The 14,335-nt window shown below is 70.7% G+C and carries 12 protein-coding genes and 1 pseudogene; 7 read left to right on the forward strand and 6 right to left on the reverse strand.

Annotation, left to right across the window (positions count from 1 at the left end; all coding sequences use genetic code 11):
- From disA to A5622_RS05410, 3 genes are all read right to left on the reverse strand, one after another.
- On the reverse strand, positions 1 to 886 hold an 886-nt coding region (gene disA / locus A5622_RS05400), incomplete at its 3' end, for a DNA integrity scanning diadenylate cyclase DisA (RefSeq protein ID WP_066877159.1).
- A gap of 27 nt (positions 887 to 913) precedes the next feature.
- Positions 914 to 2,329: a DNA repair protein RadA gene (gene radA, locus A5622_RS05405; RefSeq protein WP_066877161.1), complete on the reverse strand. Its 1,416-nt coding sequence runs from the start codon at positions 2,327 to 2,329 to the stop codon at positions 914 to 916.
- 49 nt (positions 2,330 to 2,378) lie between these two features.
- Positions 2,379 to 2,939, reverse strand: coding sequence for a hypothetical protein (locus A5622_RS05410; protein WP_066877163.1), 561 nt, complete (start codon positions 2,937 to 2,939; stop codon positions 2,379 to 2,381).
- Positions 2,940 to 3,228: 289 nt separating this feature from the next.
- Between A5622_RS05410 and carD the strand changes: the two genes are divergently transcribed.
- Genes carD through A5622_RS05440 form a run of 6 tightly spaced genes read left to right on the forward strand, consistent with a single transcriptional unit; the run spans position 3,229 to position 8,340 of the window.
- Complete coding sequence (gene carD / locus A5622_RS05415; protein WP_003419482.1) at positions 3,229 to 3,717, forward strand: RNA polymerase-binding transcription factor CarD; 489 nt, start codon at positions 3,229 to 3,231, stop codon at positions 3,715 to 3,717.
- A gap of 52 nt (positions 3,718 to 3,769) precedes the next feature.
- Entirely contained in the window at positions 3,770 to 4,480 is a 711-nt protein-coding gene (gene ispD, locus A5622_RS05420; RefSeq protein WP_066877165.1) for a 2-C-methyl-D-erythritol 4-phosphate cytidylyltransferase, read from the forward strand.
- 5 nt (positions 4,481 to 4,485) lie between these two features.
- Complete coding sequence (gene ispF / locus A5622_RS05425; RefSeq protein ID WP_156748892.1) at positions 4,486 to 4,965, forward strand: 2-C-methyl-D-erythritol 2,4-cyclodiphosphate synthase; 480 nt, start codon at positions 4,486 to 4,488, stop codon at positions 4,963 to 4,965.
- 49 nt (positions 4,966 to 5,014) lie between these two features.
- The gene (gene cysS / locus A5622_RS05430; RefSeq protein ID WP_066863741.1) at positions 5,015 to 6,424 is read left to right on the forward strand and encodes a cysteine--tRNA ligase; all 1,410 of its coding nucleotides are present in this window, start codon (positions 5,015 to 5,017) and stop codon (positions 6,422 to 6,424) included.
- An 11-nt stretch (positions 6,425 to 6,435) separates the two neighbouring features.
- On the forward strand, positions 6,436 to 7,368 hold the full coding sequence (rlmB, locus tag A5622_RS05435; protein WP_066877167.1) for a 23S rRNA (guanosine(2251)-2'-O)-methyltransferase RlmB: 933 nt from the start codon (positions 6,436 to 6,438) through the stop codon (positions 7,366 to 7,368).
- Positions 7,369 to 8,340, forward strand: a complete 972-nt coding sequence (locus A5622_RS05440; RefSeq protein ID WP_066877169.1) for a glycerophosphodiester phosphodiesterase — start codon at positions 7,369 to 7,371, stop codon at positions 8,338 to 8,340.
- On the opposite strand, the gene A5622_RS05445 is transcribed toward A5622_RS05440, so the two are convergent.
- A complete protein-coding gene (locus A5622_RS05445) occupies positions 8,337 to 9,746 on the reverse strand; it encodes an NAD(P)/FAD-dependent oxidoreductase (RefSeq protein ID WP_066877171.1) in 1,410 nt (469 codons plus the stop codon). The two genes, A5622_RS05440 and A5622_RS05445, sit on opposite strands and share 4 nt — an antisense overlap.
- 170 nt (positions 9,747 to 9,916) lie before the next feature.
- On the opposite strand from A5622_RS05445, the gene A5622_RS05450 reads away from it, so the two are divergent.
- Entirely contained in the window at positions 9,917 to 12,559 is a 2,643-nt protein-coding gene (locus tag A5622_RS05450; protein WP_066877174.1) for a LuxR C-terminal-related transcriptional regulator, read from the forward strand.
- Here the strand turns inward: A5622_RS05450 and A5622_RS05455 are convergent.
- Both A5622_RS05455 and A5622_RS05460 read right to left on the reverse strand, forming a co-directional pair.
- Positions 12,556 to 13,797 (reverse strand): SLC13 family permease, encoded by a 1,242-nt coding sequence (locus A5622_RS05455; protein WP_066863755.1) that lies wholly within the window; start codon positions 13,795 to 13,797, stop codon positions 12,556 to 12,558. The two genes, A5622_RS05450 and A5622_RS05455, sit on opposite strands and share 4 nt — an antisense overlap.
- Positions 13,798 to 13,810: 13 nt before the next feature.
- A pseudogene (locus A5622_RS05460) lies at positions 13,811 to 14,335 on the reverse strand (hypothetical protein); the annotation flags it as partial.

Consider the following 14,335-nt stretch of genomic DNA (forward strand, 5'->3'; position numbering starts at 1 on the left):
CGGCCAGCGCCTGGTAGCCGCGCGGGCTGACCGCCGAATCCTGCGCCTCGGTGGTGGTCGGATACCCGAAAACCTTTGCCAGGATGGTGAAGTCGAGCAGCTCGGTATCCGACAGCGCGTCCAGCTCGTCGAGCGTGGCGGTCATCTGCGCCTCGGACAACGGCTCCGGGCTGGCGTGATAGTCGCGCACGATCAGTTCCCGGGCGTTGTCGTTGCCGCCGAGCAGCTCGTCGAGCTGCAGCCGCAGCTGGCGGCCGTCGGTGCCCAGTTCGACCACGTCGTTGTCGATCACCTGGCCGATCCGGCGGACCAGCTCGAGCCGCTGCACCACCGTCATGACGTCGCGCAGCGTGACGAAGTCCTCGATCTCGGCGCGCGACAGCTGCCTGCTGACCTCGTCGAGCCTGATCTTGTACCGCTCCAGGGTGGCGATGGCCTGGTTGGCCCGCGACAGGATGGTCGCCGAGTCCGCCACCACGTGGCGCTCCCCGCCGACGTAGACGGTCACGATGTTCATCGAATGGCTCACCGAGATCACCGGGTAGCCGGTCTGGATCGCCGCCCGCTCCGCCGACCGGTGCCGGGTCCCCGACTCGTCGGTGGCGATCGACGGGTCAGGGACCAGCTGCACGTTGGCCCGCACGATGCGGCTGCCGTCGGTGGACAGCACGACGGCGCCGTCCATCTTCGCCAGCTCGCGCAGCCGGGTGGGCGCGTAGCGCACATCCAGCGCGAACCCACCGTCGCAGATGGCCTCGACGGCCTCGTCGTTGCCGAGCACGATCAGGGCGCCGGTGCGGCCACGCAGGATGCGTTCCAGGCCGTCACGCAGGCCGGTGCCCGGAGCCAGGCGGGCGACGGTTTCACGCAGGGTCGGACGAGTCACAGCATGTCATTCTTCAGGCCCGACGCGTCATGCGTCCAGCCATGGCGGGTTTGCGGGAGCGCCGCCGCGGTGGTCGGCGATGTCGATCATGTGCTCCAGCGCCGCCACGATGGTGGGCGCGCGCAGCGCCCGCATCCCGTTCGGCACGATCTCGCGCCGGGGGTCGTCACCGTCCGGGATGAGCGCGATGGAAAACCCCTGGCGAGCGGCTTCGCTCAGCCGCCGCTCCATGCCGCTGACCCGCCGCAGATCTCCGGCCAGTCCCACTTCGCCGATCATCACCGCGGTGGTGGGCAGCGGCAGGCCGGTGAGCGCTGACGCCAGCGCGACCGCGACCGCCAGATCCGACGATGGATCGGTCAGCCGCATGCCGCCGACCGTGGACAGGTAGATGTCGTTAATGCCGACTGGCAGCCTGGCGTGCTTTTCCAGCACCGCGGTGATCATCGCGGCCCGGGAGTGGTCGATGCCGCTGACGGCGCGGCGCGGCGAGCCGCCCGCCGGCGTGGCCAGCAGCGCCTGCACCTCGCCGATCAGCGGCCGTTTGCCGTCCAGTGTCACCGTGATCGCGGTGCCCGGCACCGGGGCCGGACGCTGATCCAGGAACAGGTTCGACGGGTCGGCGACGCCCTCGATCCCGTTGTCGTGCAACAGGAAACAGCCGACCTCGTCGGCCGCCCCGAACCGGTTCTTGATCCCCCGGACCATGCGCAGCGAGCCGTTGCGGTCGCCCTCGAAGTGCAGCACCACGTCGACGAGGTGCTCGAGGGAACGCGGCCCGGCGATGGCCCCGTCCTTGGTGACGTGCCCGACCAGGATCAGCGCGACGCCGTTGGTCTTGGCCGCCGCGGTCAGGGCCGACGTCACCGCGCGGACCTGCGTGACGCCGCCGGCCACACCGTCGGCCTCGGTGGTGGACATGGTCTGCACCGAGTCCACGATCACCAGCGCGGGCCTGACCGTCGCGATGTGCTCGAGGACGGTGTGCAGGTCGGATTCGGCGGCCAGGTAGAGCTCGTCGCTGCCGCAGCCGATGCGGTCCGCGCGCAACCGGATCTGGCCCGCCGACTCCTCACCGGAGATGTACAGGGCGCGGCGGCCCGCTTTCGCCCAGCGATGCGCGACCTCGAGCAGCAGCGTCGACTTGCCCACGCCGGGATCGCCGGCCAGCAGCGTGACCGAGCCGGGCACCACGCCGCCGCCGAGCACGCGGTCGAGTTCGTCTACCCCCGTCGTGCGGTGCTGGCTGGCGTTGGGCTCGATGGATGTGATGGGCACGGCCGGCGCCGCCGTGGCCAGGGCGCCGCGACGGCCGGCGACCGCGCTGAGCACCGGGACCTCGTCAACGGTGCCCCAGGTTCCGCACTCCATGCAGCGGCCGACCCACTTCGCGGTGACATGCCGACATTCCGAACAGCGGTATTGCGAGCGCGCGGTTGCCACGCCATGACGGTATCGAGCCGCTACGACAAGCCCGTGTCACGACAGGCGGTTAGCCCGCCTGGTTTTGCTGCGGCGGCGTCAGCCCGGCCGAGATCGGCACCGCGACGGTGGCCTGGCCGGCCTTCTCGAAATTGAAGGTGAAGTTGTAGGTCAGCCCGTTGGAGATGGGCTTGGCCAAATTGATGGTCGCCTTGGCCGCGGCGGTGTTCGAACCGACCGGACCCGGCGCCACCTTCTCGCCGTCGGGCGTGCCGATGAATAGCGATCCACCGGCGGGCAGGCGGGCGTCGCCGCTGACCGTCACCGTGCCGATGTCGCTGGTGATGCCGACGAGCCGGTCGGGCGTGTTCGGCGACAGGTTGACGGCCACCAGCACCAGGTCCACGGTGCGGCCCGGCTGCAGGTAATCACCGCTTTGGTAGGCCTGGATCCGGATGTTGCGCAGCGCCACGTTGTTGAACGTGACCTTGTTGCCGTTGATGGCGGGCTCCTGGACCGCCATCTGCGAGACCTGTCCGGCTCCGCAACCGCTGAGCAGAGCGGCCAGGACGGCCATCACGCCGGCGACGGCGAGCGCGGGAAGGCCGAGGCGGATCTTGAAGCGGTTCACTCTCTCGAGCCTCCTGCTGAGCCGGTTCGACTGATGCAACTATGCACAGTAGTAGGAAGGTCTTGCGCGCGATAGCGCGGGGCGCCAGACCAGCGCCGGAGCGCCGTAACAGCCGTCCTCGAGGCGGCCGCCGGGCCGCGTCGGGGGCATTGGTAATGTGCTGCACTGCACGACTTGGTCCGCATGTCAACCCCTAATCTGCGCGTGTTGTGCCCCTGACCTGCATCGTTGCTTCGCGCGTAGTTAGGCGGCCGTGTTAGGATGAAGTAACGAAAGGGGCTCGAATCAGATGATCTTCAAGGTCGGCGACACCGTTGTTTACCCGCATCACGGTGCTGCGTTAGTCGAGGCGATCGAAACCCGGACGATCAAAGGGGAGCAAAAAGAATATCTCGTCCTGAAGGTGGCGCAGGGCGACCTGACCGTTCGAGTTCCCGCCGAGAACGCTGAGTATGTGGGTGTCCGCGACGTCGTCGGACAAGAGGGTTTGGACAAGGTTTTCCAGGTGCTGCGGGCCCCGCACACCGAGGAGCCGACCAACTGGTCGCGCCGCTACAAGGCCAACCTCGAAAAGCTTGCGTCCGGCGATGTCAACAAGGTCGCCGAGGTAGTCCGCGACCTGTGGCGTCGCGATCAGGAGCGTGGCCTGTCGGCCGGCGAAAAGCGCATGCTGGCCAAGGCCCGCCAGATTCTGGTCGGCGAGTTGGCGCTGGCCGAGAGCACCGACGACGCCAAGGCGGAGACCATCCTCGACGAGGTTCTGGCCGCCGCTTCCTGAAGGTCCTGACACTCCGTTGGTCCCGCAGCCGGGGTTGGTCCCGCAGCCGGGGTTGGCCCCGGAGACCGGCACGTCAGGCAACGTAGTCGCAGTCGTCCCCGCCGCAGGGTCGGGCGAACGACTGGCCGCAGGTATCCCCAAGGCATTCTGTTTGGTCGACGGCCGCACGCTGCTGCAGCGCGCCGTCGCCGGTTTGTTGGCAGCCGGGGTGGTCGATCGCGTGGTGGCGGCCGTTCCCGCCGACCGGATCGACGAGGCCGGCCGGGTGCTGGCTGATGACGTCGAGGCCGGGCGAGCCACCGTTGTCGCCGGCGGGACCGACCGCACCGAATCTGTGCGCTTGGCCCTGGCCGCCGTCACAGCCGCCCCCGAGTACGTCCTCGTGCACGACGCCGCGCGTGCCCTGACGCCCCCGTCGCTGGTGATCCGCGTGGTGGAGGCGCTGCGGGCCGGCCACGACGCCGTGGTGCCGGCCCTGCCCCTGCATGACACCATCAAGGCCGTGGACGCCAACGGGGTGGTGCTCGGGACGCCGGAACGCGCCGGGCTGCGTGCCGTGCAGACCCCGCAGGGCTTCGCGACCGATCTGCTGTTGCGTGCCTACGGGGCCTACCGGGCCGGTGGCGGCGTGGGTTTCACCGACGACGCGTCGCTGGTCGAGCATGTCGGTGGCCAGGTCCAGGTGGTCGACGGCGACCCGCTGGCATTCAAGATCACCACCCAGCTCGATTTGCTGCTGGCCGAGACCGTCGTGCGCCGGTGAACGCCGTGCCGCCGCTTCCCCGGGTGGGCCTGGGCGTCGATGTGCACCCGATCGAACCGGGACGGCCGTGCTGGCTGCTGGGTCTGCAATTCGGCGACGCCGACGGCTGCGCGGGGCATTCCGACGGCGACGTGGGGGCGCACGCCCTGTGTGACGCGGTGTTGTCGGCGGCCGGGCTCGGCGACCTCGGGACGGTGTTCGGGGTCGACGATCCGCGCTGGAAAGGCGTCAGCGGCGCCGACATGCTGCGCCATGTCGCGGATCTGGCGTCGCACCACGGTTTCCGGGTCGGTAACGCCGCCGTACAGGTCATCGGCAACCGGCCGAAGGTCGGTCCGCGCCGCGCCGAGGCGCAGCGGGTGCTGTCGGAATTGCTGGGCGCGCCGGTGTCGGTGTCGGCGACGACGACCGACGGGTTGGGGCTGACCGGACGCGGTGAGGGCCTCGCCGCGATCGCCACCGCGCTGGTCGTCTCCACCGGGTAAGCCCGCGCAGCGCCGGGCGCCGGGGAACTACCCGGTAAGCTGGCACGTCGTGACCGATCAGGCCCGCTTGCGGCTACACGACACGGCAACCGGCGCCGTGCGTGATTTCGTTCCGCTGCGCGAGGGTCACGTCTCCATCTACCTGTGTGGTGCGACGGTCCAGGGCCTGCCGCACATCGGCCACGTCCGCAGCGGCGTGGCCTTCGACATCCTGCGCCGATGGCTGATCGCACGCGGCTGCGACGTCGCGTTCATCCGCAACGTCACCGACATCGACGACAAGATCCTCAATAAGGCCGCCGCGGCGGGCCGGCCGTGGTGGGAATGGGCGGCCACCTACGAGCGGGCCTTCAGCGCCGCCTACGACGCCCTGGACGTGTTGCCGCCGTCGGCCGAGCCGCGGGCCACCGGGCACATCACCCAGATGGTCGAATTAATGGGACGGCTGATCGAAACCGGTCACGCCTACGCCGCCGGCGGCGACGTGTACTTCAACGTACTCAGCTATCCCGAATACGGGCAGCTGTCCGGGCACAAGATCGACGACGTCCATCAGGGCGAGGGCGTGGCCACCTGCAAACGCGATCAGCGTGATTTCACGCTGTGGAAGGCCGCCAAGCCCGGCGAGCCGTCCTGGCCGACCCCGTGGGGTCGCGGCCGCCCTGGGTGGCACCTGGAATGTTCCGCGATGGCCCGCACCTATCTGGGGCCGGAGTTCGACATTCATTGCGGCGGAATGGATTTGGTCTTCCCGCACCACGAGAACGAGATCGCCCAGAGCCGCGCCGCCGGCGACGGGTTCGCCCGCTACTGGCTGCACAACGGCTGGGTGACGATGGGCGGCGAGAAGATGAGCAAGTCGCTGGGCAACGTGCTGGCCATACCGGCGCTGCTGCAGCGGGTGCGCGCGGCCGAGCTGCGCTACTACCTGGGCAGCGCCCACTACCGGTCGATGCTGGAGTTCTCCGAGACCGCGCTGCAGGACGCGGTGAAAGCCTATGTCGGCGTTGAGGAATTCCTGCACCGGGTGCGGGTGCGGGTCGGCGGCGTCGAACCCGGGCAATGGACCGCACGCTTCGCCGAGGCCCTCAACGACGACCTGGCCGTGCCGGCCGCGCTGGCCGAGGTGCACCAGGCGCGCGCGGAGGGCAACCGGGCGCTCGACTCCGGCGACCACGACGGCGCACTGCGGCACGCCGGCGCGATCCGCGCGATGATGGGCATCCTGGGCTGCGACCCGCTCGACGAGCGCTGGGAGACCCGCGACGAGACGTCGGCGGCGCTCGCGGCCGTCGACGTGCTGGTGCAGGCGGAGCTGGAGAATCGGCAGAAGGCGCGCGCGGAACGCAACTGGGCGCTGGCCGACGAGATCCGCGACCGGCTCAAGGAGGCCGGCATCGAGGTCACCGACACCGCCGACGGGCCGCAGTGGTCGCTGCAGGCCAGTCCAGAACAGTAGGGGCCGAGTAGATGGCCGGCAACTCGCGCCGCCGCGGGGCGATACGCAAAGAGGGCACCAAGAAGGGCCCGACCGTGGGTTCGGGCGGCCAGCGCCGCCGCGGCCTGGAAGGTCGTGGCCCCACCCCACCCGCGCACCTGCGCCCCAACCATCCGGCCGCCAAGCGCGCCAAGGCCCAGAGCCGTCGGCCCGCGCGGGGCAAGACCGACGAATCCGAGACGGTGCTGGGCCGCAACCCGGTGCTGGAGTGCCTGCGGGCCGGGGTGCCGGCCACCGCGCTCTACGTGGCGCTGGGCACCGAGGCCGACGAACGGCTCACCGAATCAGTCACTCGCGCAGCCGATTTGGGCATCTCGATCCTGGAGGTGCCGCGCACCGATCTGGACCGGATGACCGCCAACCATCTGCATCAGGGCATCGCCTTGCAGGTGCCGCCGTACAAATACGCCCACCCTGACGATCTGGTCGCCGCCGCGCTCGCCTCGCCGCCGGCGTTGCTGGTCGCGCTGGACAACATCTCCGACCCCCGCAACCTGGGCGCCATCGTCCGCTCGGTCGCGGCGTTCGGCGGCCACGGGGTGCTGATCCCGCAGCGGCGATCGGCCTCGGTGACCGCGGTGGCCTGGCGCACCAGCGCCGGGGCCGCGGCGCGCATCCCGGTGGCGCGGGCCACCAATCTGACCCGGACACTGACGGATTGGGCCGGTCGTGGGCTGCGGGTGATCGGTCTCGACGCCGGTGGTGACACCCCGCTCGACGACATCGACGGCACCGATCCGCTGGTGGTCGTCGTGGGATCGGAAGGCAAGGGGCTGTCGCGGTTGGTGCGGCAGAACTGCGACGAAGTCGTGTCCATCCCGATGGCCGGGGACACCGAATCGCTGAACGCGTCGGTGGCCGCCGGGGTGGTACTCGCCGAAATCACGCGCCAGCGCAGGGGATGAGTGATCGCGCGCCTGGCCGCCGCGCTGCTGACGCTGGCGGTGCTGCTCGCCGGGCCGGCCACCGCGCGACCGTCGGAATTCGACCTGCAGGCCCATCGCGGCGGGCGAGGCGAGACCACCGAGGAATCGCTGCGCGCGTTCGCCAAGGCGATCGAATTGGGCGTCAGCACATTGGAATTGGACATCGTCATCACCAAGGACGGGCAACCGCTGGTGTGGCACGACCCGACCATCGAGGCCGAAAAGTGTGCCGACACCGCGCCCGCGTTCACCGGTGACCCGCAGTATCCATACGTGGGCAAGCTCGTGCACGAGCTCACCCTCACCCAGGTCGACACCCTGGACTGCGGGCGCCCGCTCGCCGACTACCCCCAAGCCGAAGTGGTGTGGGGCAACAAGATCGCGACGCTGCCGCAGGTTTTCGCGCTCGCCGACTCCTACCGCGCCGACGCCGTGCGCTACAACATCGAAACCAAGGTGGAGGCCGACCGCCCCGGCGCATCGGCCGAGCCGCAGGAGGCCGTCGACGTGATACTGGCCGCGGTCAGGTCGGCGGGTAAGGCCGACCGGGTGGAGATTCAGAGCTTCGACTGGCGCACCCTGCCGTTGGTGCGGCACGCCGAGCCGTCAATTCCGTTGGTGGCCTTGTACGACCAGCACACCTGGGCGCCGGACTCGCCCTGGCTGGGCGGAGTGAATCCCGCGTTCGTCGGCGATCCCCTGATCGGCGCGCGGACGGTGGGCGCGGACATCGTCTCACCCGACTACCGGCTGGTCACCGGCCAGCCGTTCGTCGACCGCGCGCATGCGTTGGGGCTCAAGGTGATTCCCTGGACCGTCGACGACGCCGCCGCCATGCGCCGGCAGATCGGTTACGGCGTCGACGGCATCATCACCGATTACCCGACGTTGTTGCGTACCGTGCTCGCCGAACTGTCGATGCCGTTGCCGCCCGCCTACCGGCGGGCCTAGCGGGGCACGCTCCCCGCCAGGTCACCGTTCGCGCGAGCCGGCTGGTTGTCGCCGCGTCGCGGCCGGCGAAGGTTGGCCAGCGCGGCACGCCACATCATCGTGGGGTGCAGCAGCCGGTCGGCGGGGTCGATGAGCGCGGTGACCCTGACGAACCGATCGACCGCGATCGCGTCGTATTCGGCGGCGGTGAGGATGCGGTCGATGTAGCCGTTGAGCAACCGGGTGAGTAGCGGTGCGGTGCCCTCGATTTCGGGTAGGCACAGGTCGGGGTTGGCCGACAGCTCCCAGGCCTGGCGGATCGGCACGGTGGCGGCCCGAAAGAATCGCCGGGCCAAATCATCTGTGCCGCAGGACAAGCAGTCGCGCAGCGCCAAGGCCTCCAGCGCGGCGACGGTCATGCCCTGGCCGTAGATCGGGTTGAAGCTGCAGATCGCGTCGCCGATGACCAGCAGGCCCTGCGGAAAGCGTCGCATCCGGTCGTAGCGGCGCCACTGGCTGGACGGTTGGACGTGCCGGGTGGGCTCCCCGAGGGGTTCGGCGGCCCGGACCGCGGCCAGCAGGCGGGCCGGTGCGCAGTCCTCGACGAACTCGCACATCGACGCCAGGTCGGTGAGCGGCGCGTGGCCCGCGATGCCGTAGACGGTGAACGTCCACGTGTCGTTCTCGCAGTTCAGCATGCCCACACCACGCGGCCGGCCGGGCACGGCTCCCACGATGAACCCGAATTCGTGCAGCACGTCCGGTGCCATGCGCAGGAATTGGCTCACGTAGGTCAGGCGCACCGGGACGTGCACCTCGGTCGGGCGTTCGTAGCCCAGGGCATGCAGCCATGCCGGGGTCCTCGCGCCGCGCCCGGTGGCGTCGACCACCAGATCCGCGCTCAGTGCGAGGTCTTCGCGGGTGCGGCGGTTGACCACGCGGGCGCCGGTGACGCGCCGGCGGTCCGGCGTCGTGGTCAGGTCGACGACGTCGTGGTCGTCGAGCAGCGTGATGTTGGGCATCCGGCGCAGGCGCGCGCGGACGTGCTCCTCGAGGAAGGGCCGGGTCGCCAGGTGCACGGCGAACGAGGGGGCGCTGCCCGAGCGCGCCATCAGGTGCCCGCCCAGGTCGTAGTGCACCCGGGACAGATCCTGGCCGTCGGTGTGGTGTGCGCCGTCGATGACCAGCTGATCGAGGATGCCGGGGAACAACTGCTCGAGCACCTGCCCGCCCCGGGGCAACAGCCCGTGCAGATGCCGGCCCTGCGGCACGCCCCGGCGCGCGGTCGCCGTTTCGGGCGCGATGTCGGGCAACGGATCGCGCTCCACCACCGTGACCGTGCCGAAGAACTCGCTGAGCGATCTCGCGGCCAGCAGACCGGCCATGCTCGCTCCCAATACCAGTGCGTGATTTCCGATCTTTGCCATAGCCCACCGCTCTTGTTGACCACACGTCCGACAAAACTCATGCTCACGGGCGCCGAGGCGGGCCGACAGCGTAGTCGACTACGCGATTGCTGCGGGTCGGGTGCACATCGGGCCACCCAAAGGCCGGCAAAGCCTCCCATCCGATGCGTGCGCGCCGTTATAGTCGCCGAGTGATCGGCGCCGAGCCGCTGACGGGGCGTGACAGCGAACTGGGAATCATTCGCCGCGCCCTGGGTGCGGGTGCCAAACACGCGGGCGTCGTGCTCGCCGGAGCCGCCGGCGTCGGCAAGACCTGGTTGGCCCACGAAGTGCTCAAGCGTGCCCAGGCGTCGGGGCAGCGGACGCAGTGGATCGTCGGCACCGACTCGGCGCAGGCGTTGCCCCTGGGGGCCTTCATCGGCGCGATGACCGAGGCTTTGAACGAGGCGCAGTCCGATCCGCTGACCGATGTGCGCCGCGTGATCAATTCGTTTGTCGCCCAACAGCGGCAGCGCCGGGTGCTGATCGGGGTCGATGACGCGCACCTGCTGGACGGGCTGTCCGCGCTCGTCGTCCACCAGCTCGCGCAGTGCGGCGGGGTCCGGCTGGTGGTCACCGTCCGGACCGGCAGCGACGAACCGGACGCGGTGACGGCATTGTGGAAAGACGGCCTGTTGGAACGGCTTGATCTCGAACCGCTTTCGGCGGCGGCGACCCGTGAGGTCATCGAGACCAAGCTGGACGGCCCGGTCGACGCGCGCAGCGCGGCGCGGTTCCAGAAGCTGACCGGCGGCAACGCCCTGTTTCTGCGGCAGCTCTTGGCCGACCAGGTCGCCGCGGGGCGGATGCGCAAGACCGCCGGGGTGTGGATGTGGGACGGCGACGTCGCGGTCTCGGCGAGCCTGTCCGACACGGTGGGCCGCCAGATGGGCCGGCTCGGCCCGCGGGTGGCGATGGTGATCGACACGCTCTCGCAATGCGAGCCGCTGGCCGTCGAGGTGCTGTGCGATGTGGTGCGGCGCCGCGACCTGGCCGAGGCCGAGCAACTGGGCCTGGTCAACATCGAACGCACCGGCGCCGGCTTGACGGCCCGGCTCGCCCACCCGCTGTTCGGTGAGTTGCGCCGCGCCAGCGCGGGCGAGCTGTATCTGTCGGAGATCCGGGGCAGGCTGGCCACGCGACTGGCCGACGTGGGCGACGCAGACATGCAGGCCACGGTGCGCCGCGCGCTGCTGCGCCTCGAGTCGGACCTCGACCCCGACCCCGACCTGTACCTGGAATCGGCACGGCACGCGATGACCCTGCTGGATCTGGAGTTGGCCGACCGGTTCGCCACCGCGGCCGCCCAAGCCGGTGCGCCGGGGGCCGCCGGGGTGCGGGCCATGAACCTCGCGCTGCTGGGGCGGGGCGAGGCGGCCGAGTCGGCGCTGCGCGCCTTGGCCGACAGCGACGTGCCCGACCGCCACCACTGGGCGACGGTGCGGGCGGCCAACCTGATCTGGCACCTTTACAACCCCAACGCAGCGGCGCAGATCCTCGACGATCTTGCCGCGGACCCTTCCGAGACGCCGGCCCAGCGAGCGGAGCGGCTGGCGATACAGGCGTGCCTGGATGCGGTGGCCGCGCGCTGCGAGTCCGCGACCGAAAACGCCCGGGCCGCATTGAGTTTCCCCGAACTACCCGGCTTCCACGCGATGATGGCGTCGCTGGGGCTGATCATGGCGATGGGCGCGCTGGGACAGGTCGGCGAGCTCGCCGGGGTGGCCGAGCAGGCCCTGCGGCGCGCGACGACGTCCTTTCAGGCGTCGCATATGCGGTTCTGGTTCGGCGCCGTCTACGGACGCGCCTGTCGGCTGACCGGTCGGATCGATGAATTCGTCAGCACCGCACGGCAACTCGCGGCATCATCGCGCGACATCCCGGGCCTGGCCTATGCGAACCTGGCCCTGCTGTCGGGCAACGCCGAGCTGGCTCGCGGTGCGGTCGCCGAGGCGGCCCGACTGGTGCACGAAGCGGTGGCCGGGGTGCAAACACACTACGTGACAACGGGTTTGCGACCCGCGAGCTATTTCGCGTTGGCCGAGGCGCACGCCAAGCTCGGCCAGGCCGACGAGGCGAACGACGCGGTCGCCGCGGCGCGGTCGTGCGTGCCGGCCGACTTCCGGTTCATGCACACCGGCCTGGCCCTGGCCGAGGGGTGGGCGATGGCGGCGAACGGCCGATTGGGCGAGGCCGTGGCGTCCGTCGCGCAGGCCGCCCGGCTGGCCCGCGACCGCGGTCAGCCGACCCACGAGCTGGCCTGCATCCAGGCGGCGGCCCAATGGGGCGATGCCTCCCAGGCGGCGCGGGCGCGGGAGCTGGCCGACGCGTTGTCGCTGCCGCTGGCCGACGCGGTCGCGTCGCATGCCGGCGCGCTGTCGGCCCGGGACGGCGAGGGCCTGCTGGCGGCTTCGGCGGCCTACCGGCGGATCGGCGATCGGGTGGCGGCCGCCGATGCGGCCGCGCAGGCCTCGGCGGTGTTCGACGAAGGCCAACATCACCGCCGCGGGCTGTACGCCGCGGCGTTGGCCAGGGAACTGGCCGACGAGTGCGGTGGCTTGCACACGCCGGCGCTGCACACCCCGACGGGTCTGAAGTTGTCGGGCCGCCAGCGCGACGTCGTCGAGCTCGTGGTGGCCGGGCTGTCCAACCGCGAGATCGCCGAGAAGCTGGTGATGTCGGTGCGCACCGTGGAGGGCCACGTGTACCGGGCCTGCCAGCGAGTGGGGGCGCAGTCGCGCGAGGAGCTGGCGTCGATCATCCGGTCGGGCCCCTGCGGCTCGCCCGCGCGCTAGAGACCGAGCAGCCGCGCCGAGGCCCACAGCGCGAGCACCGCCACCGCCAGCGACGCGGGCACCGTGCACACGCCGAGGCGGGTGTATTCGCCGACCCCGGCGTCGACGTCGTGCTGGCGTAACACTCGCCGCCACAACAGGTTCGACAACGATCCGACGTAGGTCAGGTTGGGGCCGATGTTGACCCCGATGAGCACCGCCAGCACGGCCACCGGCCCGCTGGGCGCGACCAGCGGCAGCAGCACCAGCGTGGCGGGCAGGTTGTTGACGACGTTGGCCAGCGCGGCGGCCAGCGCGGCGATGGCGAGCAGCGCGGGCAGGCTCGAACCCGACGGCAGCACCGCCGACATCGCCCGGTCCATCCCGTTGAGCATCACTGCCTGCACCACGACGCCCAGCGCCAGCACGAACACCAGGAACGAGATGTTGACCGAGCGCACGATGTCGGACACCGAGGTGTGCCGATGGCGCAGGCTGCGCACCGCCAGCACGGCGGCGCCGCACAGCGCCACCCAGGCCGGGGCGATGCCCACCGACTGGGCGACCGCGAACCCGGCCAGCGTCAGCGCCACGACCAGCAACACGAACACCGGCGGGCGCGGCGGTGCGCCCAGCTCTTCCGGGTCGGGCTGCACCCGCAAGTCCTTGGCGAAGAACCAGCGGAAAATCACGTAGAGGACGGCGATCGCGCCCAGCCACGGCGCCGCCATCGCGAGGGTGAACCTGGTGAACGAGATGTTGGCGGTGTGGAACGCCAGCAGGTTGGTCAGGTTCGACACCGGCAACAACAGCGATGCGCCGTTGGCCAGATGGGCGGTGGCGTAGGCGTAGGGCCGCACCCGGGTGCGCTGCCGGCGCACGGCCGCCAGCACCACGGGGGTCAGCAGGACCACGGCGGCGTCCAGGCTCAGCACCGCGGTGATCAGCGAGGCGATGACGAAGACCCGCCGCAGCAGGCCGCCCGACCCGACCTTGCCCCGGGTGATCGCCGCGCCCGCGGCCTCGAACAGGCCCTCGTCGTCGCAGAGCTTGGCCAGCACCAACACCGCACCCAGGAAGGCGACCACCCCGGACAGATCGGCGATCTGTTTGACCGCCTGGTGCACCGAGATCGCGCCGACCGCGATCAGGATCAGGGCCGCCGGGACGGCGGCCAGCGCCTCGGGCCAGCCGCCCGGGCGCGCGACGGCGAACGCGAGGACCACGGCAAGCAGCAACAGCGCCAGCGTCAGGGCCAAGGTGCCAACCGCTCTACTTCCAGGGGTCTTCGCGCCGCCACACCGTGGGCAGGTGCACCGAGACACCGTCCTGCGCGGCGAGCTCGTCGAGGACGCGGACGGAGACGTCCAGGTCGTCGCCGGCATAGGGCAAGGCCCGCAACGGCTTTGTCAGCGGGCGGAAGAAGTCGTCCCAGTGAATGAGGATCACCCGGCGCGCGCCCACCGCGCGCACGGTCTCGGTCCAGTAGTCGACCAGGTACGACCGCGGCTGCAGCCCCAGCTGCCCGACGGACAGGTACGCCGCGTCGGCGCGCTGGCCGGCCAGGGCGCCCTCGACGAAGCCGGCACTGCCTTGGATCAGCAGGCGCCGGCCCGTCGGCCGGTGGTGCACCAGCGTCGACCAGGACTCGCCGCAGCGATACGCCGATGCCCGCACCGGCGGGGTCACCGGTTCGCCGATGACGCCGGGAAACCGGTCGGGCGGGCAGTCCGCGGCCAACGTCGGAAGGGGATACGGCCTGCCGCAGGACCGGATCGTCGTCGCGGCCGACGGCGA

Source organism: Mycobacterium sp. 1245801.1 (assembly GCF_001673055.1).
Taxonomy (GTDB): Bacteria; Actinomycetota; Actinomycetes; order Mycobacteriales; family Mycobacteriaceae; genus Mycobacterium; species Mycobacterium europaeum_A.

What these genes read in the sequence shown, in the direction of transcription:
- carD (WP_003419482.1), top strand. Translation starts at nt 3,229, where the DNA reads ATGATCTTCAAGGTCGGCGACACCGTTGTTTACCCGCATCACGGTGCT.
- rlmB (WP_066877167.1), top strand. Translation starts at nt 6,436, where the DNA reads ATGGCCGGCAACTCGCGCCGCCGCGGGGCGATACGCAAAGAGGGCACC.
- A5622_RS05445 (WP_066877171.1), bottom strand. Translation starts at nt 9,746, where the DNA reads ATGGCAAAGATCGGAAATCACGCACTGGTATTGGGAGCGAGCATGGCC.